The 24841-nt window shown below is 71.3% G+C and carries 26 protein-coding genes; 9 read left to right on the top strand and 17 right to left on the bottom strand.

Translation table 11 applies throughout. The features are described 5' to 3' along the window. Positions 1-186: 186 nt before the first annotated feature. The 3 genes from MFF61_RS10980 to MFF61_RS10990 form a co-directional block, all read right to left on the bottom strand. The gene (locus tag MFF61_RS10980) at positions 187-1929 is read right to left on the bottom strand and encodes an ATP-binding protein (RefSeq protein ID WP_238235184.1); all 1743 of its coding nucleotides are present in this window, start codon (positions 1927-1929) and stop codon (positions 187-189) included. 264 nt (positions 1930-2193) lie between these two features. Then, positions 2194-3072 (bottom strand): outer membrane protein, encoded by an 879-nt coding sequence (locus MFF61_RS10985; RefSeq protein ID WP_238235146.1) that lies wholly within the window; start codon positions 3070-3072, stop codon positions 2194-2196. 129 nt (positions 3073-3201) lie between these two features. Then, positions 3202-3348, bottom strand: coding sequence for a hypothetical protein (locus tag MFF61_RS10990; protein WP_238235147.1), 147 nt, complete (start codon positions 3346-3348; stop codon positions 3202-3204). Positions 3349-3591: 243 nt separating this feature from the next. Here MFF61_RS10990 and MFF61_RS10995 point away from each other — a divergent pair, with 243 nt between their 5' ends. From MFF61_RS10995 to MFF61_RS11005, 3 genes are all read left to right on the top strand, one after another. Further along, positions 3592-5130, top strand: a complete 1539-nt coding sequence (locus MFF61_RS10995) for a YifB family Mg chelatase-like AAA ATPase (RefSeq protein ID WP_238235148.1) — start codon at positions 3592-3594, stop codon at positions 5128-5130. Between the two features lie 319 nt (positions 5131-5449). Further along, on the top strand, positions 5450-7507 hold the full coding sequence (locus MFF61_RS11000) for an ATP-binding protein (protein ID WP_238235185.1): 2058 nt from the start codon (positions 5450-5452) through the stop codon (positions 7505-7507). Positions 7508-7583: 76 nt separating this feature from the next. Beyond that, a complete protein-coding gene (locus MFF61_RS11005; protein WP_238235149.1) occupies positions 7584-7841 on the top strand; it encodes a hypothetical protein in 258 nt (85 codons plus the stop codon). 31 nt (positions 7842-7872) lie between these two features. Here MFF61_RS11005 and MFF61_RS11010 read toward each other — a convergent pair whose 3' ends face one another. From MFF61_RS11010 to MFF61_RS11030, 5 genes are all read right to left on the bottom strand, one after another. Further along, complete coding sequence (locus MFF61_RS11010) at positions 7873-8262, bottom strand: GcrA family cell cycle regulator (protein ID WP_238235150.1); 390 nt, start codon at positions 8260-8262, stop codon at positions 7873-7875. A 138-nt stretch (positions 8263-8400) separates the two neighbouring features. Next, positions 8401-8820: an RNA polymerase-binding protein DksA gene (dksA, locus tag MFF61_RS11015; protein ID WP_238235151.1), complete on the bottom strand. Its 420-nt coding sequence runs from the start codon at positions 8818-8820 to the stop codon at positions 8401-8403. Positions 8821-8987: 167 nt separating this feature from the next. After that, positions 8988-9677, bottom strand: a complete 690-nt coding sequence (locus MFF61_RS11020; protein ID WP_238235152.1) for a class I SAM-dependent methyltransferase — start codon at positions 9675-9677, stop codon at positions 8988-8990. Between the two features lie 76 nt (positions 9678-9753). Continuing rightward, positions 9754-11127: an MBOAT family O-acyltransferase gene (locus MFF61_RS11025; protein WP_238235153.1), complete on the bottom strand. Its 1374-nt coding sequence runs from the start codon at positions 11125-11127 to the stop codon at positions 9754-9756. A gap of 72 nt (positions 11128-11199) precedes the next feature. After that, complete coding sequence (locus MFF61_RS11030; protein ID WP_238235154.1) at positions 11200-11619, bottom strand: flagellar assembly protein FliX; 420 nt, start codon at positions 11617-11619, stop codon at positions 11200-11202. Between the two features lie 230 nt (positions 11620-11849). Between MFF61_RS11030 and MFF61_RS11035 the strand changes: the two genes are divergently transcribed. The 3 genes from MFF61_RS11035 to MFF61_RS11045 are packed head-to-tail and all read left to right on the top strand — an operon-like array spanning position 11850 to position 13813. Then, complete coding sequence (locus MFF61_RS11035) at positions 11850-12953, top strand: flagellar basal body P-ring protein FlgI (protein ID WP_238235155.1); 1104 nt, start codon at positions 11850-11852, stop codon at positions 12951-12953. 52 nt (positions 12954-13005) lie between these two features. Continuing rightward, the gene (locus MFF61_RS11040; protein WP_238235156.1) at positions 13006-13356 is read left to right on the top strand and encodes a rod-binding protein; all 351 of its coding nucleotides are present in this window, start codon (positions 13006-13008) and stop codon (positions 13354-13356) included. Then, entirely contained in the window at positions 13340-13813 is a 474-nt protein-coding gene (locus MFF61_RS11045) for a hypothetical protein (protein WP_238235157.1), read from the top strand. Before MFF61_RS11040 ends, MFF61_RS11045 begins: the two co-directional genes overlap by 17 nt. Before the next feature lie 10 nt (positions 13814-13823). On the opposite strand, the gene MFF61_RS11050 is transcribed toward MFF61_RS11045, so the two are convergent. The 4 genes from MFF61_RS11050 to MFF61_RS11065 form a co-directional block, all read right to left on the bottom strand. After that, entirely contained in the window at positions 13824-14168 is a 345-nt protein-coding gene (locus tag MFF61_RS11050) for a porin (RefSeq protein WP_238235158.1), read from the bottom strand. Between the two features lie 205 nt (positions 14169-14373). Beyond that, a complete protein-coding gene (locus MFF61_RS11055; RefSeq protein ID WP_238235159.1) occupies positions 14374-16176 on the bottom strand; it encodes a flagellin in 1803 nt (600 codons plus the stop codon). Between the two features lie 4 nt (positions 16177-16180). Next, on the bottom strand, positions 16181-18049 hold the full coding sequence (gene flgK / locus MFF61_RS11060) for a flagellar hook-associated protein FlgK (RefSeq protein WP_238235160.1): 1869 nt from the start codon (positions 18047-18049) through the stop codon (positions 16181-16183). A 97-nt stretch (positions 18050-18146) separates the two neighbouring features. Then, positions 18147-19517: a flagellar hook protein FlgE gene (locus tag MFF61_RS11065; RefSeq protein ID WP_238235161.1), complete on the bottom strand. Its 1371-nt coding sequence runs from the start codon at positions 19515-19517 to the stop codon at positions 18147-18149. A 235-nt stretch (positions 19518-19752) separates the two neighbouring features. Here MFF61_RS11065 and MFF61_RS11070 point away from each other — a divergent pair, with 235 nt between their 5' ends. The 3 genes from MFF61_RS11070 to MFF61_RS11080 all read left to right on the top strand — a co-directional run bounded on the left by MFF61_RS11070 (position 19753) and on the right by MFF61_RS11080 (position 21561). Then, positions 19753-20220 carry a BLUF domain-containing protein gene (locus MFF61_RS11070; RefSeq protein ID WP_238235162.1) on the top strand — a complete coding sequence of 156 codons (468 nt, stop codon included), beginning with the start codon at positions 19753-19755 and terminating at the stop codon, positions 20218-20220. Between the two features lie 141 nt (positions 20221-20361). After that, positions 20362-20814 carry a response regulator gene (locus MFF61_RS11075; protein WP_238235163.1) on the top strand — a complete coding sequence of 151 codons (453 nt, stop codon included), beginning with the start codon at positions 20362-20364 and terminating at the stop codon, positions 20812-20814. A gap of 165 nt (positions 20815-20979) precedes the next feature. Next, complete coding sequence (locus tag MFF61_RS11080) at positions 20980-21561, top strand: pyridoxamine 5'-phosphate oxidase family protein (protein ID WP_238235164.1); 582 nt, start codon at positions 20980-20982, stop codon at positions 21559-21561. A gap of 14 nt (positions 21562-21575) precedes the next feature. Here the strand turns inward: MFF61_RS11080 and MFF61_RS11085 are convergent, their stop codons facing one another. The 5 genes from MFF61_RS11085 to MFF61_RS11105 form a co-directional block, all read right to left on the bottom strand. Continuing rightward, positions 21576-22112, bottom strand: a complete 537-nt coding sequence (locus tag MFF61_RS11085) for a hypothetical protein (protein ID WP_238235165.1) — start codon at positions 22110-22112, stop codon at positions 21576-21578. Positions 22113-22141: 29 nt separating this feature from the next. After that, positions 22142-22351 carry a hypothetical protein gene (locus MFF61_RS11090; protein ID WP_238235166.1) on the bottom strand — a complete coding sequence of 70 codons (210 nt, stop codon included), beginning with the start codon at positions 22349-22351 and terminating at the stop codon, positions 22142-22144. 31 nt (positions 22352-22382) lie between these two features. Next, entirely contained in the window at positions 22383-23399 is a 1017-nt protein-coding gene (locus MFF61_RS11095) for a formate dehydrogenase subunit gamma (RefSeq protein ID WP_238235167.1), read from the bottom strand. A 22-nt stretch (positions 23400-23421) separates the two neighbouring features. Then, complete coding sequence (fdh3B, locus tag MFF61_RS11100) at positions 23422-24018, bottom strand: formate dehydrogenase FDH3 subunit beta (RefSeq protein WP_238235168.1); 597 nt, start codon at positions 24016-24018, stop codon at positions 23422-23424. 18 nt (positions 24019-24036) lie between these two features. After that, positions 24037-24841 (bottom strand): molybdopterin dinucleotide binding domain-containing protein (locus MFF61_RS11105; protein ID WP_238235169.1); only part of this gene is annotated, 805 nt, incomplete at its 5' end.

Below are 24841 nucleotides of genomic sequence, written 5' to 3' on the forward strand. Positions count from 1 at the left end.
CCCTCGGCCGGCGGCCGGGAGCCTCTCACCCGACGACGCTCCCGCCTCGTTCGCCGGCCGGGCCGTTCGCCCGAGCGGGAGCGCGCTCCGGCAGCGTCGGCACTCGTCCGGTTCACACCCTCCGCCGGCCATCCGCCCCCGATCGGCACCTGGGCGCGCGCGATGACCGCCCGGGCGCGGCACGCCTCAGCGAGAGCCGAACCGGGGTTGGTAGCGTGTCGGCCGCGAGGGGGCGGTGAAGTCTTCCTCATGCAGGAGGGGCGGAGGGCTGCGCTGCGCGTCCAGTGGAGACTTGATCGGCGAGGCCGCCACCAGTCCGTCATTGGGCTGGAGCGACTTCACGCCCGGGCCTCGCCATCGCTCGACGATCGACGCGATGTAGCTGTGATCCACGCCCGAGGCGCTGAAGGCGGCACATCCGGTCGCATCGCTGCGCGGGAGGAGATGGGCCGGCATCTCGGCGAACCGGATGCGTGTGGGCAGCGGCATGCCTTCGCCGAACCCCAGGGCTTCGCGAAGTCCGAGCGAGGGGACGAAGCTCAGCAGGTTGGCGGCCGCGTCCGGGACCGCAGCCCGCAGGATGGTCTGATCGCACTCGTTCGTCATCCGCATCGCGAAGACGGTGCTGCATTGCGAGAGAATGGTCGCGTCGAGCTCGGCCGCACGCTGCGTCACCAGGCCGAGATAGATGCCGTACTTGCGTCCCTCCTTGGCGATGCGCGAGAGGGCCTTGCGGGTCGGCCCGAACCCCATCGTGCGGTCGGCCGGCGCATAGCGGTGGGCCTCTTCGCAGACGAGCAGCATCGGCAGGTTGCCGTCGCTCCACAGCCCCAGCTCGAAGGCCATGCGGCACACCACCGAGACCACCGAATCCACCACCTCGGCCGGAAAGCCGGCGAGTTGCATCACGGTCACGGACCTGCCGTTTCCCGGGTACTTGAACAGCTCGCTCACAACCTCGACCATGCTGTCGCCGCCGACGTTGGCGCTGTCGAACATGAAGGCGTAGCGCTGGTCGCTCCGGACATGCTCGATGCGGCTCAGCAATCTCGTATAGTTGAAGACGAGCGCACGATTCTCCAGTTTGCCCCGTCGCTCCTCGATGAGAGCAACGAGATCGACGAGCCGGTAAGGGACGGGCGTGTCCACACTGAAGCCCGTGGACTTGAGATCCGACCGCTTCAGCACGGCGCGATCGAGGGAGTTTCGGCTGCTCGCAAACTGCGCCCTCGCCAGAGGGACGAGTTCGGCGAGAATGTCGACCTCTTCTTCAACGCCTGGGCGGCCGCGAAACAGGACGTCGACGAACTCTTCGAAGTTGAACAGCCAGAATGGTAGGCGAAGATTGCTGGGTCGGATCACATCGGCATGAGGCGCAAAACAGGATCCATATTCGTTGTGCGGATCGACGAAAAGAACGCGCAGATCGGGCTTCGACTTCAAGATCTCCCTGACGAGCAGTGCAACGCCGCTCGATTTACCAACGCCAGTGGAGCCGAGCACCGCGAAGTGCTTCTTGAGCAGTTCGTCAACCTTGATGTCTGCCGTTACGGTTTCGTCCTGGCGCAAATGGCCGATCGTGATCGTGTTCTCGCCCGGGCAGCGGAAGATGGCGGTCAGATCCCCTTCAGACAAGGCATGAGCGAAATGCCCGACCCTTGGGTAGGATGTCACACCTCGTCTATATGATGGTGTACCATTGGCTCCGGTGAAGATCTCGCCGAACAAATCGACCGAGCAGGCCATTCCGGATTTTGGAGAGCTCGACGATGATATCGATGTGACCACGCCGACGATCGTGGTGCCTGCTGTTCGTATGCCGATGAGATTGCCAACGGTCACGGAGCAGACTTGCTCGCTTGTGACCGACGCCGAGCTGAGAAGAGTGATGCCAGCTTGCGATCCACTGACGAGGTGCACGCGTCCCATCACCGCGGGATCGTCGATGTGAGATTCCAAGCCCGTTCTCCCGCCTTCCGCGTGGAGAGGGACCATGGCATTCGCCGGTAAACGGCCGGACACCGCCGGTGAACGCCTGGCGTCATAGTGAATCAATGTCTTGCGCGGCCCACCTCCGTCGGTGAACGCGCGCCGACACGGCCGGCACCTGGCTAGCCGCGTCCGTCACACTGAAGAATAACCGCCCTGGGTACGGGCGCGAGGGGCAGCCTGCCCCTCGCGCCGTCGGCCGCCTCAGAAGCTGCCGAACTTGTAGTTCACGCCGGCGCGCACGAGGTTGCCCTCGGTCGAGAAGCGCGAGGTGTAGGAGCCGGTGGCGGCCGTGAAGGTCGCACCCGTCGCCGGGTTGATGCTGCTCACGATCACGTTGCGGCTGCCGAGGTCGTAGCGCAGGTACTCGACCTTCAGCGTCACCGCGCTGGTCTTGAAGACGTTCAGGAAGCTGTCGGTCGGCAGCGCGTACTCGATGCCGCCGCCATAGGCGTAGCCGGTCTCCATGTCGCGGTAGCCGCCCGTGTAGGCGAGCGGGTTGCCGGCCGCGTTGCTGAGGAAGTTGGCCCGGTAGCCGACGTCGCCGTACGCAAAGCCGCCGGTGCCATAGACGAGGAAGCGGTCGAAGGCGTAGCCGATCCGGCCCCGCACCGTGCCGAGGAAGTCGAGCTGCTGGCGGAAGGTCGAGGGATCGCCGAGCCCGCTGACGAAGCCGCCGGTGCGGCGCAGGTCGGTGTACTGGGCGTCGGCCTCGACGCCGACGACGATGCCGGAGCCCGGCGTGAACTGGTAGTTGTAGCCGATCTGCGCGCCGCCCGTGAACCCTTCCTGCTGCACGCCGAAGACGCCCGGACGCCGGTTGGTCAGGACGTTGGTGACGGTGTTGGTGTTGGCCGGGCCGATCAGCGGGCCGGCACCGGCGCCGTTGTTGCCTCTGGTCTGGATCGCGGGGTTGTCGCTGAACGCGTAGCCCGCATTGAAGCCGGCGTAGAAGCCGGTCCAGGTGAGGACCGGCACCGGCGCGAAGACCGGCGGCGCCACGCGGCGCGGCAGGTCGGCCGCGAGCGCGCTGCTTCCGACCGCCGCGAGGCACAGGGCGATCAGGGATACTCTCTGAACCACGTGAAACGACCTCCGTTGATTGCGGCACAATCTAAACGGAGGCCATCGTCTCGTGCTGTAGCGCCCGGATCACGCCCGCGCGGAAACACGGCGGGAACGGTGGCATTGCGTCGCCCGTGCGAGTTGGCCTCAGGGTTCCCCGAGATCCGCCACCGTGACGGCCTCGGCCTCCGTCGGACCTGCGAGGAGCCAGGATCCCACCACGAGGGCGCCGGTCAGCAGGACGACCGGATAGGTGATGGCCAGGAGCGGGTGCTGCTTGGGGCGGGTGGTCATGCGGCCTCCTCACGCGCTGCGGGCGGTTCGCCCACACAACGCTCCGCCGCCGGAGGAGTGCCAGCGGGGCCGTTGCGAAAATTGCTCAAGCACAAGTCGTGCCGGTTGTCTGAGGATAAGCTTGCAACTTCCGGCCGATTACTCCGCCGCGGCGTCGCCGGCGCCGCAGGGCGCCACCGGCCGGGGTTGAGAATGGCCACGCTTGCCCCTACCCTTGCGGAATGCAGTCCGGACGAGCCCCGCATGGTCACGCGCGTCGCCACCGTCGCCTTCGAGGGGATCGAGGCCCGCGCCGTCGACGTGCAGGTGCAGATCGCCCCCGGCACGGTCGCCTTCACGGTGGTGGGGCTGCCCGACAAGGCGGTGGCGGAATCGCGCGAGCGGGTACGGGCGGCGCTGATCGCCTCGGGGCTCGCGCTGCCGGCCAAGCGCATCACCGTCAACCTCGCCCCAGCCGACCTGCCCAAGGAGGGTTCGCATTACGACCTGCCGATCGCCCTCGCCGTGATGGGCGCGATCGGGGCGCTGCCGCCGGACGCCCTCGGCGGCTACTGCGTGCTCGGCGAACTCGCGCTCGACGGCGGCATCACGGCGGTGGCCGGGGTGCTCCCGGCCGCGATGGCGGCGAATGCGCGAGGGCTGGGCCTGATCTGCCCGGCCGCCTCGGGGCCGGAAGCGGCCTGGGCGGGGGGCGACATGGATGTTCTGGCGCCCCGCTCGCTCATCCAGCTCGCCAACCATTTCAAGGGCACGCAGGTCATGGCCCGCCCTGAGGCCGCCGTGGCGGCCCCCGCCGGACCCGCCGCGGATCTGCGCGAGATCAAGGGCCAGGAGGGCGCCAAGCGCGTGCTCGAGATCGCGGCGGCGGGCGCGCACAACCTCCTGATGAACGGGCCGCCCGGGGCCGGCAAGTCGATGCTCGCCTCCCGCCTTCCCTCGATCCTGCCGATGCTCGGGCCGCGTGAGCTGCTCGAAGTCTCGATGATCCAGTCGGTGGCCGGGGTTCTGAAGGACGGCGCCCTGTCGAACCGGCGGCCGTTCCGGGCGCCCCACCACTCGGCCTCCATGGCGGCCCTGGTCGGCGGCGGCCTGGCGGCCAAGCCCGGCGAGGTGTCGCTCGCGCATGGCGGCGTGCTGTTCCTCGACGAACTGCCCGAGTTCCAGCCGCAGGTGCTCGATTCCCTGCGCCAGCCCCTGGAGACCGGCGCGGTGATGATCGCGCGCGCCAATCACCGGGTGACCTACCCGGCCCGGTTCCAGCTCGTCGCCGCAATGAATCCTTGCCGCTGCGGGCAGGCGACCGAGCCGGGCTTTGCCTGCCGGCGCGGGCCGAACGAGCGCTGCATGGCCCAGTACCAGGCCCGGATCTCCGGTCCGCTCCTCGACCGCATCGACCTGCAGATCGAGGTGCCGGCCGTCACCGCCGCCGACCTGATCCTGCCCCCGCCCGCCGAGGGCTCGGCGGAGGCCGCCGCCCGGGTCGCGGCGGCGCGCCGCTGCCAGGAGCGGCGCTACGCCGAGGCGGGCCTCTCCCCCGCCACCACCAACGCCTCCTGCCCGGCGAGCCTGATCGAAGAGGCGGCGCGGCCGGATGCGGACGGGCTCGCCCTCATCCGCGAGGCCGCGGACGCCATGCGGCTCTCCGCCCGCGGCTTCCACCGGGTGCTACGCGTGGCCCGCACCCTCGCGGATCTCGACGGCGAGGCCCGCGTGCGCCGCCTGCACCTCGCCGAGGCCCTCTCCTACCGCAGCCGCAGCGACCGGCGCCCGGCCGCCGCCTGATGTCAACGGTCGTTGAGGACGACCGTTGGTTCCGTCCTCGAATGTTCGCCAAGCCTCTGCTTGGCATCGACACGTCGAGATGGGTCATCGGCCCCGTCGATCCCGGGCTTGCCCGGGATCGAGACCGATGCGTCCGCATCCGGGGGCGACGGCATGAGATGCGATAAATGCGAAGCATCTCCGACAGATCCCGCTAACGGCGTTCCGCAAGCCATCCTTCAGTCCCCTCCGCCACTCTGCCCCCGGTTCACCCGAGGAGAGCGGCATGGCGGCCGGGGAGATGGTGCTCGCAGGATTCGCGCCCGTTCTCGGGACGCCGATGCGGGCCGGATTCGACCTCGGCGGCCCCGCCCTCGCGGCCGCGCTCGCGCTGGCGCTCCTCGCCGGGGCGGCGCTCTGGCATGCCGGCCGCTGGGCCGCCCTGCGCCGCGAGCGGGAGGTCGAGCACCTGCACGACCGGATCTGGCGGCTCGCCGAGCGCGAGGAGCGCTACCGCAGCCTCGTCGAGGCGCAGATCGAAACCATCGTCCAGCGCGACGCCAAGGGGCGCATCACCTTCGCCAACGAGGGCTTCGCCCGGCTGCTCGGGGAGAGCCCGGAGGCGCTGATCGGCTCGACCCGCCAGGCGACCGTCGTGGAGTTCGGCGGGATCGAGACCCGGCCGGACGGCACCCGGGTGGGCGACGTGGCGGTCGCCCCGGCGGGGGGCGGCCCGCCGCGCTGGTTCGCCTTCGTGGAGATCCCGGTGGTCGGGCGGGACGGCGGTCCGGAGGTGCTGCGGGCGGGCCGCGAGATCACCGAGCGCGTCGAGGCCGTGCGCTCCCTCGACGAGGCGAGGAGCCGCGCCGAGGCGGCGAGCGTGGCGAAGTCGCGCTTCCTCGCCACGGTCAGCCACGAGTTCCGCACGCCTCTCAACGGCATCCTCGGCATGGCCGACCTCGCCCTGGAAACGGCGCTCAGCCCCGAGCAGGAGACCTACCTGCGCGCCGTGAAGACCTCGGGCGAGGCGCTGCTGACGCTGATCGACGGCATCCTCGACTTCTCGAAGATCGAAGCCGGGCGCCTCGACTTGGCGGCTGAGCCCTTCGACCCGGCGGCGCTGGTGGAGAGCGTGGTCGAACTGCTGGCGCCGCGCGCCCAGGACAAGGGCCTGGAGATCGCCGCCGATCTCGGGGCGGGCCTGCCGCTCCAGGTGATCGGCGACGGCGACCGGGTGCGCCAGATCCTCGTCAACCTCGCGGGCAACGCCGTGAAGTTCACGGAGGCCGGCGGCGTCGGCGTGACGGTGGAATGGGGCGAGGAGGGCCTCGTGCTCGCCGTCCACGACACCGGCCCGGGCATCCCGGCCGAGCGGCTGCCGGCCCTGTTCGAGGAGTTCGAGCAGGGCGACGGCAGCGCGAGCCGGCGCCACGAGGGCACCGGCCTCGGGCTCGCCATCACGCGGCGGCTGGTGGACCGCATGGGCGGGCGGATCGCGGCGACCTCGCGGCTCGGGGCCGGGAGCTGCTTCCGGGTCGTGCTGCCGCTGCCCGCCACGGGCGGCGCCCGCCCGGCCCCGCCGGCCCTGGAGGGGCGGCGCGTGCTCATCGCGGCGCCCGAGCTGTTCGAGGGGCCCTACCTCGCCCGGCGCGTCGCACGGGCGGGCGCCGCCACGGTCGCGGCCCAGACCGAGGCCGCGGCCCTCGCGGCCCTGCGGGAGGACGGCCCCTTCGACGCCGTGCTGGCGGACCGGGCGCTCGGGGACGAGGCGGTGCGGCGCATCGCGGGCGCCGCCCGGCAGGCCGAGGTGCCGCGCAGCCTCGTGCTGCTCTCGCCCTTCGACCGGCGCGACTTCGGCTCGCCCGCGGCGGCCGGCTTCGACCGCTACCTCGTCAAGCCGGTGCGCGCGGCCTCCCTCTACGCCCGGCTCAGCGAGGCGACGCGGCCGGCACCCGGCCGCCCGGCCCGGCCGGCCGCCGGGTCGTCGCGGCCGCGCCCCGGGCGCCCGCGGGTGCTGCTGGCCGAGGACAATGCCATCAGCGCGCTGCTGGCCCGCAAGGCGCTGGAGCGGCTGGAGGCGACCGTGACTTGGGCGCCGGACGGCGCCGAGGCGCTGCGCCGGCTCGAAGCCGCGGCGCTCGGCGAGGCCGAGGGCTTCGACCTCGCCCTCCTCGACATCCGCATGCCGCGCCGCGACGGGCTCGACGTCGCCCGCTCGTTGCGGGCGCTCGAACGCGAGCGCCGCCTGCCGCCGCTGCGCCTCGTCGCCCTCACGGCGAACGTGCTCGCCGAGGACGAGGCCGCCGCCCGCGCGGCCGGCTTCGACGGCTTCCTGTCGAAGCCCCTCGACCTCACGGCGCTGCCGCCGCTCCTCGACTCGGTGGCGCGTGCGGCGTGACGCGCGGGGGCCGGCAGGCCGCCGGCGAGGATCCACCGGATTGACAGCGCGCGGGCCCGCAGGCGAGGAGAGCCGCATGGCCGCACCCGCCTCCCCCGACCGCACCCCCGATGCCGCGATCGCCTGGAGCGTGGCGGCGGTGACGCTCGCCACGGTGCTGCTCGCCAATCTCGTGCCGGCCGCCCACCGCGGCGGCCTGCCGCCGGCTCAGGATCCGACCTGCCTCGAATGGACCGATGCCTGCGTGGTCTGCTCCCGGCAGGGCGAGGGCGTCGCCTGTTCCATGCCGGGCATCGCCTGCACGCGCGGCGCGCAGGAATGCACCCGCCGCTGACCGGGGCCGCCGGGCGCCGAGCGGCGGCGCCTCAGCGCCGCATTGCGCGGACCGACCGCTCCACGGGCGTGTAGGCAATGCGGGCGTGCTCCTCGCAATAGGGCAGGCCCGCCTTTCGCTTGGCGCAGCAGAACCGGAATTCGCGGCCGAGCGGGTCGCCCACCGGGAAGCGGCAGGACCATTCCTTCAGGAGCAGGATCGGGTGCAGCGGCTCGGGTTCCGGCGGCATCGGGTCGTTGGCCGGTGCCCCGGCCTCCGTGGCGAGGTTCTTCCGGGCCAGCCCCAGGCGATGGATCTTGCCCATCACCGCGTTGCGGTCCTTGAGGCCGAGACGCTTGGCGATCTCCGTGCCCGTCAGGCTCTCGCTCCAGAGCCGCTTGAGTTCCTCGATCCGTTCATCCGTCCAGGTCGACATCGTCATCCCGTCGATCGTGCGTGGGATGACGTGTCGGGCATCGCCGGGCGGAGTTCCAGCGGGGCGAGCCCGGCGGGGCGCGCTATCCACCGGGATTTGCCACCGGGATTTGCCACCGGGTTCCGCCGCCCTGCCCCGCGGGGCTCAGTCGTCGCGGTAGACGCGCTCGCGGCGCTCGTGGCGCTCCTGCGCCTCCAGCGACAGGGTGGCGATCGGCCGGGCCTCCAGCCGCTTGAGGGAGATCGGCTCGCCGGTCTCCTCGCAATATCCGTAGGAGCCGTCCTCGATCCGCGACAGCGCCGCGTCGATCTTGGCGATCAGCTTGCGCTGCCGGTCCCTCGCCCGCAGTTCGATCGCCCGGTCGGTCTCGGACGAGGCCCTGTCGGTGAGGTCGGGGTGATTCTCGTTCTCGGTCTGCAGCGCCACCAGGGTGTCCTGGGCCTCGCGCAGAATGTCCTGTTTCCAGCTCAACAACTTGCGGCGGAAGTACTCGCGCTGCCGTTCGTTCATGAACGGTTCGGCATCGCTGGGGGCATAACCGTCCTCGATCACGACCTTCGCCATCTCGCCCCTCGGCTCATCGCTGTTATCGCGGCCGTCGCCGTTTGGTGCAGGCGTATAATCGAGCCTGGGTTGCCCGACAACGTGCTCAAGATGTCACGCAAGGTTCGGGCCGCGACCGCTCCCGCTTCGGCGGCCACCTGCTGCAAATCGGCCACGAGTGTGGCGCATCAGCCGCCCTTGTCCAGGATGGCGATCGACTGTCCCAGCGCGGGCGCGTCGGACCAGGGTGCATCCTCGCCGCTGATGAAGCCGACCGAGGCATAGCCGAGCCGTTTGGCCCAGACCTCGATCGCGTTGCGCTCGATGAACTGGTTGAGGTGCGGCACTGTGCTGCGCTTCTGCGCCGTCACGGTGTCGTCGAACACGGCCCAGTGGAAGTCCTTGGCGAATTCCAGGAAGGAGAACACCACGCGGCCGCCCGGCCGCAGCACCCGATGCATGTCTTCCAGGTAGATATAGGTCTCGGCATGCAGGAGATGCGTGAACACGCTGAAGGCCGAGACCATGTCGGCGCTGGCATCGGGGGCCGGGATGCTGAGCGCGTGGTTGCGCACGAAGCGGTAGTCCGGGCACTTGCCCCGCGCGTATTTGAGCAGGGTCTCGACCACATCAACGCCGAGGTAGTCGATCCGCATCTCGGCCTGCAGCGCCATCGCGAGGCGGCCGGCGCCGCAGCCGAAATCGATCAGCGCGTCGCCGTCCTTGAGGCCGGCATGGCGCACCACCGCCCGCTCCACCGCCCCGCCCGCTTCGAGGTCGCCGCCCACGGCCCGGCGCATGGCCTCGTCGAGCGGGTAGCGCTTCACGAGCTTGCGGACGACGCGCTCGTAATCCTCCACGAAGTGAAACCGCGCCATGCCCTCGCCGCATCCTCGTCGCCCGCTCGTCGGGGCGGGCCGTTCTAGCAGGATCGGCCGCCCGCGACAGCGTCGCCTAAAACTGGAAGTAGATGAACTCGAAGTTCGCGTCGTCGCCCACCCGCAGCAGGGCCGCGACGAGGAGGAGCGCCAGGGCGGTGGCGAGCGCCGGCCGGGGCTTGAGGCGGTGCACCGCCGCCCAGGCGGTCGGCCCCGCCAGGGCCACCAGGGCGGCCGGCACGAAGGCCCGCCACTTGAAGCCGTGGCCCGCGGGCGCGAGGCCGAACAGGCCCTTGAACATCGCCAGCGCCGCCTCGAAGCTCTGGGCGCGAAACAGCACCCAGGTCAGCGTCACGAAGAGGAAGGTGAGGAGCCAGCCGAGCGCGGCCGGCATCGGCAGGCCGGCCCGCCGCCACAGCACGCCGAGGCCCAGGCCGATGCCGTGGGCCGCCCCCCAGGCCACGAAGGTGAGCCCCGCCCCGTGCCACAGGCCCCCCAGCGTCATGGTGGCGAAGAGCGCGCCGAGCTGGACCGCGAGCCCGCGCCGGTTGCCGCCGAGCGGCACGTAGAGGTAGTCGCGCAGGAAGCGCGACAGCGTCATGTGCCAGCGCCGCCAGAACTCGCGCAGCGAGGTCGCCCGGTAGGGCGTGTCGAAGTTCTGGGGCAGCACGATGCCGAACAGCAGCGCCAGCCCCAGCGCCATGTCGGTGTAGCCCGAGAAGTCGAAGTAGATCTGGAACGTGAAGGCGAGCGTGCCCTGCCACGCCTCGGCCACCGAGACCGCCCTGCCCTCGGCGGCGGCCTGGAAGACCGGGTTGGCGTAGGAGGCGAGCGGATCGCCGAGAAAGACCTTCTTGGCGAGCCCGATCCCGAACAGCGTGAAGCCGCGCCCGATCCGCTCCCAGGCGTCCGGGCGGTCGTAGGGCGCCTCGTCGAACTGGTGGAGGATCTCGCTCCAGCGCACCAGCGGGCCGGCCAGCACCTGGGGGAAGAACGCGATGTAGAGGGCGTAGCGCGTCAGGTCCATCGGCGGCGCCCGTCCGGCCCGCAGGTCGACGAGGTACATCACGTGATGGAAGGTGAAGAACGAGATGCCGAGCGGCAGCGCCCAGGAGGGCCGCGGCGGATCGAGGCCCGGGATCAGGCCGGCGAGGTCGGCGAGCAATCCCGCGTATTTGAACAGCGCCAGGAGCGCGAGGTTGCCCGCCACGGCGAGCGGGATCAGCCACCGGCCGCCCCGCGCCCCGAAGCGGCGCGCCGTGAGCCAGTTCAGCCCGATCGAGACGACGAGGAGCGGCACGAAGCGCACGTCCCACCAGCCGTAGAAGACGAGCGACAGGAGGACGAGGAGCGGCAGCCGCCAGTCCGGCCGCGCGCGGGCCGCCAGCGCGTGCAGGGCGAGCGCGACCGGCAGGAAGCCGAAGAGAAACGCGAAGGAGTTGAACAGCATGCGGGCCGGTCCGGGCGGGCGCCCTTGTGCGGGATCGGCCCGGAGGCGTCAACGCAACGGGCGGCCTTCGCCTCACCCCGCAACGCCGAGCTTCGCCAGCTCCACCTCCGCCCGCAGCTCGATCTGGCCGATCAGGTCGTCGAGGCGCGGGTCGCCGCTTCCGCCCGCGCGCTCGGCGAGGCGGGCCGCGATGGCCTTGAGGTCGCCCGTGTTCACCCGCCCGCCGAGCAGGGCGGCCTTGAGGCGGTCGAGGGCATCGAGGAGGTCGTGCCCGCGCCGGGCGCTGCGGCGGCGGCGCTCGGCCGGGTCGTCCGGCTGGCTCTGCAGGGTGAGGATCGCGTCGAGCCCGGCGAGCGGCGCGGCGCTCCCGGCGCTGGTGGCGGAGCGGGCGGCGGGTTCCGCGCCGGGCGCGAAGCTCTGGCCCCCCTCCGCCGGGCGCTTGGCCGCGGCGGCGCCGGCGGCGTGGGTCGCGAAGCGGGGATCGACGCGCATGACGGGCCTGTCTGAGGGAGGGGACCGGGCAGGAGCCTCGCCCGTCATGGTGAACGAAGCGTAAACCACCCGGCAGATCCTGCCGGGCCGGCGCTTTCGGCCGGGCGGAGCGGACCCCGGCGATCCGGGCGGGTTCGAGAAAACCGCAGGTTTTCCAGCAACGTGGCGGCGAGCGGGGCGTGGCACGGTCCTGGCACGGCCGAACCCAGCGTTCCGCCCGGATTCCCCCGATGCGTCTCCTCCTCCTCGCCCTCCTGTTCGCCGCGGCGCTCGTGCCCTCGGGGGCGCTCGCCCTGTCGCGGGTGAAGGACCTCGCGGCGATCGAGGGCGTGCGCCCCAACCAACTCGTCGGCTACGGCATCGTGGTGGGCCTCAACGGCACCGGCGACACGCTCAACAACGTGCCCTTCACCCGGCAATCGGTGCAGGCGATGCTGGAGCGGCTCGGCGTCAACACCCGCGGGGCGACCATGCGGACCGCCAACCTGGCGGCCGTGATGGTGACGGCGAGCCTGCCGCCCTTCGCCACGCAGGGCACCCGCATCGACGTCACCGTCTCGTCGCTCGGCGACGCCAAGTCGCTGCAGGGGGGCACGCTCCTCGTGACTCCGCTGCTCGGCGCGGACGGGGAGGTCTACGCCCTGGCCCAGGGCTCGCTCGCCATCGCGGGGTTCCAGGCCGAGGGCGATGCCGCCAAGATCACCCGCGGGGTGCCGACCAACGGGCGCATCGCCAACGGGGCCATGATCGAGCGCGAGGTGGAGTTCAAGCTCAACCAGCAGCGCAGCTTGCGCCTGTCGCTGCGCAACCCCGACCTCACCACCTCGAAGCGGATCGCTGCCGCGATCAACGACTTCATGGGCGCCGATACCGCCGAGCCGACCGACCCCTCCACCGTCACCCTGCAGGTCCCCGCCCGCTACCAGGGCAACATGATCCGGCTCCTGACGGAGATCGAGCAGCTCAAGGTCGAGCCCGACCAGACCGCGCGGGTGATCATCGACGAGCGCTCCGGCATCATCGTGATGGGGCGGGACGTGCGCGTCTCCACGGTGGCGGTGGCGCAGGGCAACCTCACCGTCACCATCACCGAGCAGCCGCAGGTGAGCCAGCCCGAGCCCCTGTCGGGCGGCGAGACCGTGGTGGTGCCGCGCACCGCCGTGAAGGTCGATACCGGCGACCGCAACAAGCTCGCCCTCGTGCGCGAGGGGGTGAGCCTGCGCGAACTCGTCGACGGGCTCAACGCGCTGGGCATCGGCCCGCGCGACCTGATCTCGATCCTGCAGGCCATCAAGGCCGCGGGCGCCCTCCAGGCCGACATCGACGTGATGTGACGGCCAAGCGCCCCTTCCTCTCCCCCCTCCTTCCACACGGAGTTCCCGCACGATGGTTGCCCTCGCCCCCTTCGCGGCCACCGCCGCGCTCGCCGCCGGCAAGGCGCTCGCCGGCACGGTCGGCGCTGCCCTCACCTCCGCTCCCACGGCCCAGTCCAAGGTCAAGAAGACCGCCCAGGACTTCGAATCGATGTTCCTGGAGCACACCCTCGACACCCTGAACGGCGCGTCCGGCACCGAGGGGCCGCTCGGCGAGAACGGCACCGGCGGGGGCGTCTACCGCTCGATGCTCAACAAGGAATACGCGAGCAGCATCGTGAAGAGCGGCGGCGTCGGCATCGGCGACCAAGTGATGCGCGAGATGCTGCGGATGCAGGAGGCGGCTCGTGGCGCCGCGGCCTGAGCCCGTGCGGGTGGCCGACCGCGCCGCCGCCGACCGCCTGATCGCCGACACCCTGGCGCAGATGCGCGAACTGGCCGGGATCCTCGATCGCGAAAGCGCCCATGTGCGCGCCGGGCGCCTGCGCGACGGGCTGGCCGAGGAGGAGCGCAAGGCCGCCCTCGCGGCCGCCTACATGCAGGGTCTGGAGACGGTGAAGGCCAACGCCGTGGCGCTGGCCCGCCTCTGCCCCGGCGGCGTGGCCGACCTGCGGGAGGCCCATCGCCGCTTCGCCGCGGCGGTCGAGTCCAACCAGATGGTGCTGGCGACGGCCCGCAGCGTCTCCGAGAGCCTGATGAAGTCGCTCTCGGCCGACCTCGCCCGCGCCTCGCAGCCGCAGGGCTATGGCGGCCAGCGGCCGGCGGCCTCGCCCTACGGAGCGGTCCGCGCGACGCCGCTCGTGCTCTCGCGCAGCCTCTGAGCCGGGCGGCTCAGCGCTCCGGCGATCCGCCGTGCAGGCGGATGAAGGTCCGCACCGGGCCGAGTTCGGTCGGGGTGCGGGCATCGATCGACAGGCGCCCGGAGGCCCCGACCGGCGACGGGGCCTCGCGGCCGGGGCGGCGCGGCGCGGTGCCGGCCTCGGCCCGCACCCGCCCGCCGATGCGCAGGCAGGTCTGCGTGCCGCCAATTCCCGTGCCCTGCGCTGCGAAGCCCGGCCCCTGCGCGGCGCAGGGCGCGGGAATCGGCGGCAGGGCGAGGTCGAGGGCGGCGGCCGGGCCCGCCAGCACGACGAGACACGCCCCGAGACATCCCGCTCCGATCGAACCGCCCGTCATCGCCCGCTCCCGCGCACCACCCATCGTGTAGCAGGGATCCGGCCGGGGCGCAGTCGGGGTTGCGGTGGCGGCGCGCCGTCCGAGAGCGCCCAGGCCACCGCCGCCTCGGCGTGGATGGCGGTAGTGTCGAAGAGCGGCACGGCGCCGTCCGCCTGCGCGACCTGAGGATAGCCGGTGCGCGGCAAGCCCCGTCCGCGGCCCGCCGTCAGAGATAGTTCACCAGCGACATCTTCGAGAGCATCGAGGTGGTCTGGTAGCTCGCCTGGAGCTGCGTCTGCAGGGTGAGGAGCTTGGCCGCCACCTCCTCCACGTTGGCGTCCTCGATCCCGCCGATCGCGTCCTGGAGCACCGCCCGGGTGGCGCCGTTCTGGCTCTTCTGGCTCTCGATCCGGCTCGACGCGAGGCTCAGCTCGGTGCCGATCTCCTCGATCGACTGCCGGCCCTCCGACGGCTTGACCAGCGGCTTGAGGCGGTCGGCGAAGGCGCCGAAGCGGGCGTTGTCGCGATCGGAGCTGGTGAAGGTGACGCTCGCCAGCACGGCGATGCCGGCGAGCGCGTCGCGCAGGGCCGGCTCGTTGGCCTGCACCCCGACCGCCACCGCCTCGCCTGCGGAGACCTGAAGCGTGGCCGTCCGGCGGGCATCGGGCGCGGTGTCGTCGCCGGTGTACCAGATCAGCGTGCGGCCGGACGGATCGGCCGCGTAGCCGGCGGCTTCCCCTGCGGCATCGAGGACGACGCGCCGGGGGGCGAGGCCGGGCGTGCTCGACCCGGCGAAGAAGTCCGACGCCGCCCGCGTCGCCGAACTCGCCGCGAGATCCGTCTGCGCGGCGGTGTCGAGGGCGCCCGCGAGGGCGGCCGAGAGGTTGGCCGCCGTCGCGTCCGGGGTGGCCCCGAGCGCGAAGCTCCCGGTGCCGGTGGTGCCGGGGGCGGCGGCCGTCAAGGTCAGGGTATGGCTCGTCCCGTCGCGCAAGCCCAGGGTCAGGCGCACGGTGTCCCCGATCCGCGGCTGGTCCGCGACCGTGACGGCGACGCTCGCCGGGGTGCCGCCCGTCAGGGAGGCCGAGGCGCCGGGGGGGGCGGCGCTCTGGAGGCCGACCGGGACTTGGCCGGCCAGTGCGGCTTCGAGGTTGTCCGCGCTCTCCGCCGCGCTCGCGCCGATCCGGAAGGTGTTGGCCGCGCCGGCGGCCGGCGCGGTGCGCGCCACGAGGTCGACGAAACCCTGGCTGCCGTCGGCGTTCTGGACGGTGACGCGCACGAGGTCGCCGTCCCGGGGCTGGGTGGCGAAGGCCGCATCGAAACGCGGCGCGGTCGCGGCCGACGGCGTCGCCGTCAGCGCCGCGAGGTTCGAACTCACCGCCCCGACGATCGTGAAGCCGAAATTCGTCCGCACGGCCGGATCCGCGCTCTCCGAGAGCGTCACGGCGTTGCCCGCGCGGGTGAGCGCGAGGCGGCCCGTCGCCGGGCTGGCGGTGCCGAGATCCGCCGCGCCGCGCTCGGCGATGAGGGCCCCGACCCCGTCGAGCCCCGCCGCCGGATCGCCGTTCAGGATCCGGCTCGCGGTCTCGACCGGCGGGCGGTCGGTCTCGCGCCCGCCGAAGATGTACTGGTCGGCCACGCTCTGGTTGAGGGCGTCCAGCATACCGCCGAGCCGCCCCGCCGCGATGCCCTGCAGGCTGGCGCGCGCGCTCGCCCCCGAGGAGGCGACGGTGTTGCCGATCTCGCTCCAGGTCTGCGAGGCGAGGCTCGCCGCCTGCTCGATGCTGGCGCTGGCGAGCTTGAGGCGCGTCGTGCCGGCCTCGATCGCCGCATCGTAGCCGTCGAGCGCGCTGATCTGGGCGCGGGCGCTGAGGCTCGTGGCGCGGCCGGCGCCGAGGCCGCCATAGGTCTCGGAGACGCGGCCCGTGGCGAGCTGCGTCGACAGGCCGTCGAGCTGGCCCTTGAGGCCGAGCAGGCGGCGGGTGTTGAGGTCGCTCGCGGCGGTGCCGGCCGCGTAGGGGGCGATCGTCATCGGCTCAGATCCGCATCAGGGTGTCGAGCATCTCCTTGGCCGCCGTCAGCACTCGGGCGTTGGCGCTGTAGGCGGATTGGAGCTGGATCAGCTTGGACATCTCCTCGTCGATCTTCACGCCGGACTGCTCGGCGAAGCGGCTCTGCGCGGTCGAGAGGGCGATCTGCTGGCCCTCGTCGAGCTGCTGGGCCTGCGCCGCCGCCGCGCCCTGCGCGTCGATGATCGCCTGCGCGAAGGACTGGACGCTGGAGCTGAAGGGCGCGCTGACGCCGCCGATGCCGCTCGCCGCCGAGAAGGTCCGCTTGGCGCCCGTGAGCGCCTCGTAGAGGGCTTGCGGGCGGGTCGCGTCGCCCGAGGGCGTGCCGTCCTGGTAGGAGACGAGGGCCGAGGTATCGGCGCTGATCTTCGGGTTGACCACCAGGCGCTGGGCGAGGCCGGTGAGGTGCGAGCCGCCCTCGAACGAGCCGGTATGGACGCTGTTGCCGTAGCCCGAATCGACGAAGAGCGGCAGCTGCGTGCCGCCGCTGCGGGTGTCGGCGGCGCTCGTCGGCACGGTGATCGACGCGGAGGCACCCGTGAGCGCGACCCCGCCCGACAGGATGCGCACCGCGCCGGCACCGCCCGCGGCCGCGCTCACGGTGAAGCCCGGGCCCAGGGCGGCGCCGATGCGGCCGGCGAAGGTGGACGGGCCGCCCGAGATGTCGAAGGTCGCCACGAGGGCGGTCGGATCGTCCGTGAGGGCCGGATCGATCGCCGCCGGGGCGTTGCCGGTGGTCGGCACCAGGATGACGTTGCGGGGGCCGGCCGCGGTCTGCACGCGAAGCGTCACGGCGTTGCCGGGCTGCAGGCCCGTGAGGTCGATGTCGACGCCGCTGCCGCCCGCTCCGCTCGCCGCGATCCCGGTCACGCTGCGGTCGCTGACCGCCCGCGCCAGCCCGGCCGCGAGGTCGTCGAGCTGGCGCTGGGCCTGGACCAGGGTGTCGTCGCGCAGGCCGATCCCGGCGGCGATCGAACCCGAGCGGATCGCCTGGTCGGCGATCAGGTCGATGCGGGTCCCGGCGGGCGTCGTCGCCGTCACCGTGCCGACCCCGCGCGCCGCCGGATCGGTGGAGTAGACCGCCGAGGGGCCGAGCTGGCTGCGCGCGTCGAAGCTCAGCTGCGTGGCCGAACCGCGATCCACCAGGGTGACGCCGGAACTCGTCAGCACCGAGACCGAGCCGTCGTTCGCCGCGGTGGTCTGCACGTCCATGTACTGGGCGAGCTGGGTGATGCGCTGGTCGCGCTGATCGAGGAGTTCCGCCCCGGTCGCCGCGCTGCCGACGCTGCCCGTGGCGCCGACGATCTTCACGTTGAGGGCGGCGATCTCGGTGAGCAGGGTGTTGGCCGCCGAGACGTCGCTGGCGAGCTGAGCTTCGAGGCCGCCGCGCAGGTCCTGCACACCCTGTGCGATCCCGGCGATCCGGTTCGTCAGGCGCGAGGCGTCGCTGAGGGCGGCCGTCCGGTTGGGGGCCGAGGTCGGATTGGCGGCGAGCGTCTGCAGCGACCGGGTGAAGGCGTTTACCGCGCCGTCGAGCGCAGCGTCGCTGCCCGGCGTGCCGTAGAGAGCATCGAGCTGCTTGGCGATGCCGGCGACGAGGTCGGTGTAGGCGGCGCCCGAGGTCTCCAGGCGCAGCTGCTTCTGCGCCGCCGCATCGAGCACCCGGTCGACCGTGCCGGTGGCGACGCCTGCATTGCCGGACTGGGTGATGGGCGTGAGGGTGCGCCTGACGTAGCCCGCCGTGCCCGCGTTGGCGATGTTCTGGGAGACGATGCCGACCTGAGCCTGCGTCACCTGCAGGCCCGCGGTCGCGGTGCTCAGCGCGTTGAAGGTCATCGCCCTCGTCCTCGACCCCGCCCGGTCGCATCATCCGGCATCGGGGTTGCGTCTTCGTCTCGCCGATCGCGCGAATTGCGACCGATCCGGAGCAGGCTCAGCGGATGATGTTGATGAGGTCGGACATCATCTGCTGGGCCGTCGACATCACCCGGGTGTTGGCCGAGTAGGCCTGCTGGGTGATGATCAGCTTGGAGAACTCGTTGGCCGTGTCGGTGTTGGATTGCTCGACGTTGCCGCCGACCACGGTGGTGCCGTTGAGGCCGGTCAGCGGCTCGCCGGACTCGAAGGTGCGGGCGTAGTTGCCGTAGGAATCCGGCTTGAGCGCATCGGGCGCGCTGAACCGCACGACCCCGATCTGCGCCAGCGCGAGGCTGTTGCCGTTCGAGTAGGTGCCGGTGAGCTTGCCGTCGCTCGTCACCGCCAGCGAGTTGAGGCTGCCGGCCGCGTAACCGTCCTGCTGCAGCGTGTCGGTCTTCACCTGCCCGTTCGCGGCGCCGTACTGGGTCAGGCCGCCCGTGCCGAAGTTCAGGCTGACGGTGCCGAGATTCGTGCCGTCCACGGTCAGGTTCTGGATCGGCAGCGACGTGCCGGTGGGCGCCGTGAGCTGGCCGTTGCCGTTGAAGGTGAAGGCGGTGCCGGCGTTCTGCCAGGTCGAGGCCGCGGAGGTGTCGCCGTTCTGGGAGGCGTAGAACAGGTTCCAGGTATCGGGGGTGTTGGTGGCCGTGTCGGCATCGGCGACCTTGGCCCAGCGCAGCTGAAGGTTCACGGGCGCGCCGGTGGACGAATAGGCGGTCAGCGAGCCGCCCGAGACGCTCGATCCGAGGAAGGCCGAGGTATCGCTGCCGGCCACCGTCAGGGTCCCGGTCGCGGTGCCGCTCAGCACCCGCACGTCTCCCCCGGGCAGCGCCGCGAGGAGCGAGGAGCTGGTGGTCGCGGGCGTGCTCGGCAAGTTCGCCGCATAGGAGATCGACGTCGTCGCCCGGGCGGGCAGCGTCTGGTTCGGGATCCGGATGACGCCTCCGCTCGTCGCTTGGCCGGTCGCCGGGTCGAGGCTCTGGCCGACGAGGTAGGAGCCGGCGCCGTTGACGAGGTAGCCGTCCTTGTCGACCGTGAAGTCGCCCCGACGGGTGTAGAGGTCGCCGCCCGTGAACCCGCGCTGGTTGGCCGCATCCGTGGTGGCATTCCGCACCACGAAGAACCCGTCCCCGTTCAGCCCCATGTTGGTGGAGATTCCGGTCGCGGTCAGATTGCCCTGGATGGTGTTGGTGAGCTGCGAGAAGGCGCCCACCGACCCGCTGGTCTGCTTCTTGACCGGCTCGTCGGCCACCAGATCGACGAAGCTGGTGTCGATCCGCTTGTAGCCGGTGGTCTGGGAGTTGGCGATGTTGCCCGAGATGTTGTCGAGCGAGAACGCTTGAGCCCTCAGGCCGGTGACGGCGGTCTGCAGCGCGTTGAAGATGTCCATCGTGACGATTCCGGATCTCGTGCCGGTTTCTGCCGCCGCAAGCCCGGTGCCACGCCTAAGTCGCTGATTCCGTTGGGGTGACCTCCGCCGCCGCACGGCACGAACTGCCGGGTTGGCCGGGCGCGCCGGCAAAAGCTGCCGCCCTGCCGGGAGCCCGCGCGGTTGAGGATTTCCGTTTACGCGCTGTTGAGCGCAAGCCCGTATCAGGGTCGGTGGACCCGCGCCGGAGGAGGCGATGCGCAACAAACGGAACAGCCTCATCCACCTGATCTATTTCTCGCGGGCGCTCCTCTCCGCCGATGCCGCGGCGCGCGCGCGCGAACTCGGCGAGATCGCCCGCCAAGCCCAGAAGCGCAACGAGTTCTCGGTCATCACCAGCTTCATGATTCTGGAGCAGGGCTATTTCCTGCAGGTCCTGGAGGGGGAGCGCTCGTCGGTGCAGGACACCTTCGCGCGCATCGCCAACGACCGGCGCCATCGCGACGTCCAGATCGTGGAGTGGCGCGAGATCGTGAAGCGCGAGTTCATGACCTCCTTCAACACGGCGCAGCGCACGCCCGCCAACGAGGCGCTGTTCCAGAAGGCGAACCTGCAGCCGATGCTGCAGCGCGGCACCCCGAAGGCCGCGATCGTCTACGCTCTCGCGCGCTCCCTGCAGGCCGACACCATGGCCAAGCAGGGTATCGATCACCTCTTCGTCTGACCTCGCACGCATTCGCGCGCCCACCTCACCCGTTACACCCGCGGCGCGTAGCTATTCCTCAATGATTTTGATGTCGCATGACGCCAGCATCGCTGCCTTCCCTCCGAGGCAGCGCCACGAAACCAGGTCCGGTCGAGTTCCATGAACGAAGTACCACCGATCCTCATCGTCGACGATCAGGCGAAGCTGCTTCGCCTCGTCACCGAACTGATGAACCGCCTCGGCTTCCCGGAAGTGGACGGCGTCTCGGACGGGCCGCTGGCGCTGGAGCGGATGCGGGAGCGCAAGTACGGTCTCGTGATCGCTGATCTCGACATGGAGCCGATGGACGGAATCCAGCTCCTGCGCGAGATCCGGGCCGACGACGGGCTGATGAACACGCCCTTCATCCTCACCGAGACGTCGTTCAGCTTCGAGGACATCAACCTCGCGCACCTCGCCGGGGCGGATGCCTTCATCCTCAAGCCCTTCGACCTCGCCCTGCTCAAGACCAAGCTGAAGCAGGTGCTCAACGGCCGTCCGCGCAAGCGCGAGACCCCGGTCACGCCGGTGTCGAGCCTCTCGATCGACTTCCCGATGCTCGGCAAGCTCTGACGCGCCGTCCGTCCGGGAGGACACGGCCCCGGCGCAGACCGCGGCCCGTGATCGTTCCGGATCGTGCAAGAGTGTCGGTCCGGAATGAGCCATTCCGGCGCAGGCCGCACCGGACTACCTCAGGGCGAGACGCGCGGCCCGCGCGATCGGACCCGGAGCACGACCATGCGGCGCTTCCTCGACACGCTGTTCACCCCCGCGGTTCGGGCGCAGCAGGAGCGCCTGGGCTCGCCCTTCGCACAGGCGCGCCCGCACCCGGACGAGGTTCCGGGGGACGTGCATCTCGGTGCGCCCGAGGCGGAGTTCCTGGCCGCGCGGGACAGCTTCTACCTGGCGAGCGTGACGGAGACGGGCTGGCCCTACATCCAGCACCGCGGCGGGCCGCCCGGCTTCGTGCGGGTGCTGGATCCCGACACCCTCGCCTGGGCCGAGTTCGCCGGCAACCGCCAGTACATTTCCCTCGGCAACGTCTCGGCCGACGACCGGGTCTCGCTGTTCTTCATGGATTATGCGGCCCGCCACCGGCTCAAGCTGATCGGCCATCTGGCGATGCACGAGGCCGCGGAGCGTCCCGACCTCGCGACCGCGGTCGCCCCGGGGCTCTATCGGGGCCGCCTCGAACGGGTGGCGGTGCTCAGGGTGGCGGGGTTCGACTGGAACTGCCCTCAGCACATCACGCCGCGCTTCACCGCCGCGGAGATCGAGGCGGCGATGGAGCGACGGCGACGGGCACTGATGGCGGAGTGAGGGATCCCCGGCCGCTACGGGGCGGCCGGGAAGAACTTCGGATCGAGGGCCGCGAGCGCGAGGAGCGGGGCGGGCATCACCACGCCGGCCGTGCGCATCTGCCGGGCGACGGCGCGGCAGGCCTTCACGTCCCGGCTGGCGGCCGCGGCATCGACCTGCTCGATCATCGCCGGCGTCGGCTTGCCCGGCGCCGGCGGGGCCGCAGCGCCCGAGGGGGCGGCGGCCTGGGCCTGCCCCTGCGGGCCCGGAGCGCCGGGGCCGTTCTGCGCCACCGGGCCGCTGAGGCCCGATTTCTGCTGCGTCTCCCCTGCCCCGGCCGAGGGGAGCTGCGACTGCCCGCCCTGCGGCGCCTGCACGGCGACGGCTTGACTCGGCGGTGCGGCGGGCTGGGCCGGCGCGGCCGGCGCAGGCGGGCGCACGAAGGCGACGAGTTCCCGGCAGAGGTCCGCCGGACCGCTGCGGGGCGCGGTGTCGCCCGGTTGCTGCGCCAGGGCGGCCGCCGGCAGAAGGACGAGTGCCGCCGCGAGCGCGGTGCGCATCAATGAGGCCATGATCGATTCCCTGGCGGCGTGCGCGGAGATCACGAGCCGGTGGTGGCCTTGTGGCCGTCCGCCGGTCCCGTCACGTCGCCGGTCCAGCGCGGACCGACGAGGTTGGTGCCCGGATGCGAGACCCGGGCGCCGGAGGTCGAGAACGCCTCGTAGGCGTATTTCTGGTTCGCGCCGAGGAGGAACGACGCGCCCACGGCGAGCGCCACGGCCGCCAGCACGGCCACCGCGAAGGCTTTCATCTCACACTCTCCTGCCGGACGACCGGCCCTGTCATTCCGCCGGGACCTGACCGCGGCCGAGTTGCGGCCCGCTCGCGGTCTTGGCCAACTGCTCCTTCACCCACAGGTCGTGGTGCACCTTCGCCCAGGCGAGGTCGACCTCGCCGCTGCCCATGGCGTCGTAGGCCCCCTCCATCCCGAGGCTGCCGATGTAGATGTGGGCGAGGATCGCCGCGATGAACACCACGCCGATCAGGGCGTGCACGCCCTGCACGATCTGCATCCCGTTGATGTCGGTCGCCGCGAAGGGGAAGAGCATCACCAGCCCGGTGGCGCTCATGGCGAAGCCGAAGCCGATCACCATCCAGAACACCACCTTCTGGCCGGCGTTGAAGCGCTCCGCATGCGGGTGCTGGTCGCCGAGGAAGCCGCCGCCCTGGCGGATCCACTGCACGTCGATGCGGTTGGGGATGTTGTCGCGCACCCACACCACCAGCATGAACACCACGCCGAGCATGAACGGCCACGCGAGGTAGACATGAGCGTATTTCGCCCATTGCGACAGGGCCGCGAAGGCGTCCGGTCCGATCAGCGGCATCAGCAGCCGCTTGCCGAAGATGTAGTTGAGGCCCGAGAGTCCGAGCACGATGAAGCAGGTCGCGGTCATCCAGTGGGTGAACCGCTCGAAGCCGTTGAACCGCAGCAGCTTGCGGCCGGATTCCTCGCTGTGCTCCAGGCGGATGCGACCGCGCGTGAAGTAGAACAGAGCGAGCGCCGCGATCATGCCGAGGATCGCGAGCCCGCCGATCCAGGGCAGCCAGGATTCGCGGAAGTCGCGCCATTCGCGGCCCTGCGGCTGGATCAGGTTGGCGGCCTTGGCGTCCGGGATCGACACGCGCCCGCCGATGGTGGGCGCTTGGCGGAAGAGCAGATCCTCGTTCACCGAGGAGGCGGTCGGGTTGGGGGCACCGTCCGGCGCGTTGACCGCGTGGGCCGGCTGGGTCAGACCGACGGACGCCCAGACGAGGGCGGCCATCGCGAGGGTCCCGAGATGCGACGGCTGGCGCATGGCGCGTTCCTTCCCAGGCATGTCAGATCGCGATGGTCTCGCGGTAGGCCGTCTTCCAGCCCCAGGCGCCCGAGCCGTAGCCGCGCTTGATCACCCGCTCCTTGTAGATCTGGGCGATCATCTCGCCGTCGCCGGCGAGCAGGGCCTTGGTCGAGCACATCTCGGCGCAGAGCGGCAGCTTGCCCTCGGCCAGGCGGTTCGAGCCGTACTTCTCGTACTCGATGGTCGAGAGGTCGGCCTCGGGTCCGCCCGAGCAGTAGGTGCACTTGTCCATCTTGCCGCGCGAGCCGAAGTTCCCGACCCGCGGGTATTGCGGGGCGCCGAACGGGCAGGCGTAGAAGCAGTAGCCGCAGCCGATGCACAGGTCCTTGGAGTGCAGCACCACGGCGTCCGCCGTGGTGTAGAAGCAGTTCACCGGGCAGACGGCCGCGCAGGGCGCGTCCGTGCAGTGCATGCAGGCCATCGACACCGAGCGCTCGCCCGGCTTGCCGTCGTTGAGGGTGATGACGCGGCGGCGGTTGATGCCCCACGGCACCTCGTGCTCGTTCTTGCAGGCGGTGACGCAGGCGTTGCACTCGATGCAGCGGTCGGCGTCGCAGAGGAACTTCATTCGAGCCATGGCGAAGGCTTTCTTCCCTTAGGCCGCACGGATCTGGCAGAGGGTCACCTTGGTCTCCTGCATGCCCGTGACCGGATCGAAACCGTAGGTCGTGACGGTGTTGACGCTCTCGCCGAGCACCACCGGGTCGGTGCCCTTCGGGTAGTAGGCGCGCATGTCCTGGCCGAGGTACCAGCCGGAGAAGTGGAACGGCATCCAGGCGACACCCTTCGCCACGCGCTCGGTGACCAGGGCCTTCACCTTGGCCTTCGCGCTGTTCTCCGGCCCCAGCACCCAGACGAACTGCCCGTCCTTGATGCCCCGCTCGGCCGCATCCTGCGTGTTGATCTCCACGAACATGTCCTGCTGGAGTTCCGCCAGCCACGGGTTCGACCGCGTCTCCTCGCCCCCGCCCTCGTATTCCACGAGGCGCCCGGACGAGAGGATGATCGGGAAGTCCCGGGACAGGTTCTTGTCGACCGCGGCCTTCTGCACCGAGAAGCCGAGATTCGGCATGCGCAGCTGCCGCTCGTCGGGGCGGGTCGGGTACTTGGCCACGAGGTCGGGACGGGCCGAGTAGATCGGCTCGCGGTGCACCGGCACCGGGTCAGGCAGGTTCCAGGCATTCGCCCGCGCCTTGCCGTTCCCGAACGGGATCACCCCGTGCTCCAGGCAGACCCGCTGGATGCCCCCCGACAGGTCGGTGGCCCAGCTCACCGCATCGATGGTGTTGCCGCCGATGCGGGTGATGACGGCCAGCTCCTCGGCGGTGAGGTCCTTGTCCCAGCCGAGCTTCTTGAACACCCCCATGGTGAATTCGGGGTAGCCGTCGGTGAGGTCGGAG

The sequence above is a fragment of the Methylobacterium isbiliense genome, from assembly GCF_022179325.1.
Lineage (GTDB): Bacteria > Pseudomonadota > Alphaproteobacteria > Rhizobiales > Beijerinckiaceae > Methylobacterium > Methylobacterium isbiliense.

Bases quoted from the DNA above. Each gene is read 5' to 3' on its own strand.
- MFF61_RS11065 (WP_238235161.1), bottom strand. From the start codon at position 19,517: ATGGACATCTTCAACGCGCTGCAGACCGCCGTCACCGGCCTGAGGGCT.
- MFF61_RS11025 (WP_238235153.1), bottom strand. From the start codon at position 11,127: ATGCTGTTCAACTCCTTCGCGTTTCTCTTCGGCTTCCTGCCGGTCGCG.
- MFF61_RS11050 (WP_238235158.1), bottom strand. From the start codon at position 14,168: ATGACGGGCGGTTCGATCGGAGCGGGATGTCTCGGGGCGTGTCTCGTC.
- MFF61_RS11080 (WP_238235164.1), top strand. From the start codon at position 20,980: ATGCGGCGCTTCCTCGACACGCTGTTCACCCCCGCGGTTCGGGCGCAG.
- MFF61_RS11030 (WP_238235154.1), bottom strand. From the start codon at position 11,619: ATGCGCGTCGATCCCCGCTTCGCGACCCACGCCGCCGGCGCCGCCGCG.
- MFF61_RS10980 (WP_238235184.1), bottom strand. From the start codon at position 1,929: ATGGGACGCGTGCACCTCGTCAGTGGATCGCAAGCTGGCATCACTCTT.
- MFF61_RS11055 (WP_238235159.1), bottom strand. From the start codon at position 16,176: ATGACGATCGCCCCCTACGCGGCCGGCACCGCCGCGAGCGACCTCAAC.
- MFF61_RS10990 (WP_238235147.1), bottom strand. From the start codon at position 3,348: ATGACCACCCGCCCCAAGCAGCACCCGCTCCTGGCCATCACCTATCCG.
- flgK (WP_238235160.1), bottom strand. From the start codon at position 18,049: ATGACCTTCAACGCGCTGAGCACCGCGACCGCGGGCCTGCAGGTGACG.
- MFF61_RS11075 (WP_238235163.1), top strand. From the start codon at position 20,362: ATGAACGAAGTACCACCGATCCTCATCGTCGACGATCAGGCGAAGCTG.
- MFF61_RS11000 (WP_238235185.1), top strand. From the start codon at position 5,450: ATGCGGGCCGGATTCGACCTCGGCGGCCCCGCCCTCGCGGCCGCGCTC.
- MFF61_RS11085 (WP_238235165.1), bottom strand. From the start codon at position 22,112: ATGGCCTCATTGATGCGCACCGCGCTCGCGGCGGCACTCGTCCTTCTG.
- dksA (WP_238235151.1), bottom strand. From the start codon at position 8,820: ATGGCGAAGGTCGTGATCGAGGACGGTTATGCCCCCAGCGATGCCGAA.
- MFF61_RS11090 (WP_238235166.1), bottom strand. From the start codon at position 22,351: ATGAAAGCCTTCGCGGTGGCCGTGCTGGCGGCCGTGGCGCTCGCCGTG.
- MFF61_RS10995 (WP_238235148.1), top strand. From the start codon at position 3,592: ATGGTCACGCGCGTCGCCACCGTCGCCTTCGAGGGGATCGAGGCCCGC.
- MFF61_RS11010 (WP_238235150.1), bottom strand. From the start codon at position 8,262: ATGACGATGTCGACCTGGACGGATGAACGGATCGAGGAACTCAAGCGG.
- MFF61_RS11035 (WP_238235155.1), top strand. From the start codon at position 11,850: ATGCGTCTCCTCCTCCTCGCCCTCCTGTTCGCCGCGGCGCTCGTGCCC.
- fdh3B (WP_238235168.1), bottom strand. From the start codon at position 24,018: ATGGCTCGAATGAAGTTCCTCTGCGACGCCGACCGCTGCATCGAGTGC.
- MFF61_RS11005 (WP_238235149.1), top strand. From the start codon at position 7,584: ATGGCCGCACCCGCCTCCCCCGACCGCACCCCCGATGCCGCGATCGCC.
- MFF61_RS11070 (WP_238235162.1), top strand. From the start codon at position 19,753: ATGCGCAACAAACGGAACAGCCTCATCCACCTGATCTATTTCTCGCGG.
- MFF61_RS11040 (WP_238235156.1), top strand. From the start codon at position 13,006: ATGGTTGCCCTCGCCCCCTTCGCGGCCACCGCCGCGCTCGCCGCCGGC.
- MFF61_RS11020 (WP_238235152.1), bottom strand. From the start codon at position 9,677: ATGGCGCGGTTTCACTTCGTGGAGGATTACGAGCGCGTCGTCCGCAAG.
- MFF61_RS11095 (WP_238235167.1), bottom strand. From the start codon at position 23,399: ATGCGCCAGCCGTCGCATCTCGGGACCCTCGCGATGGCCGCCCTCGTC.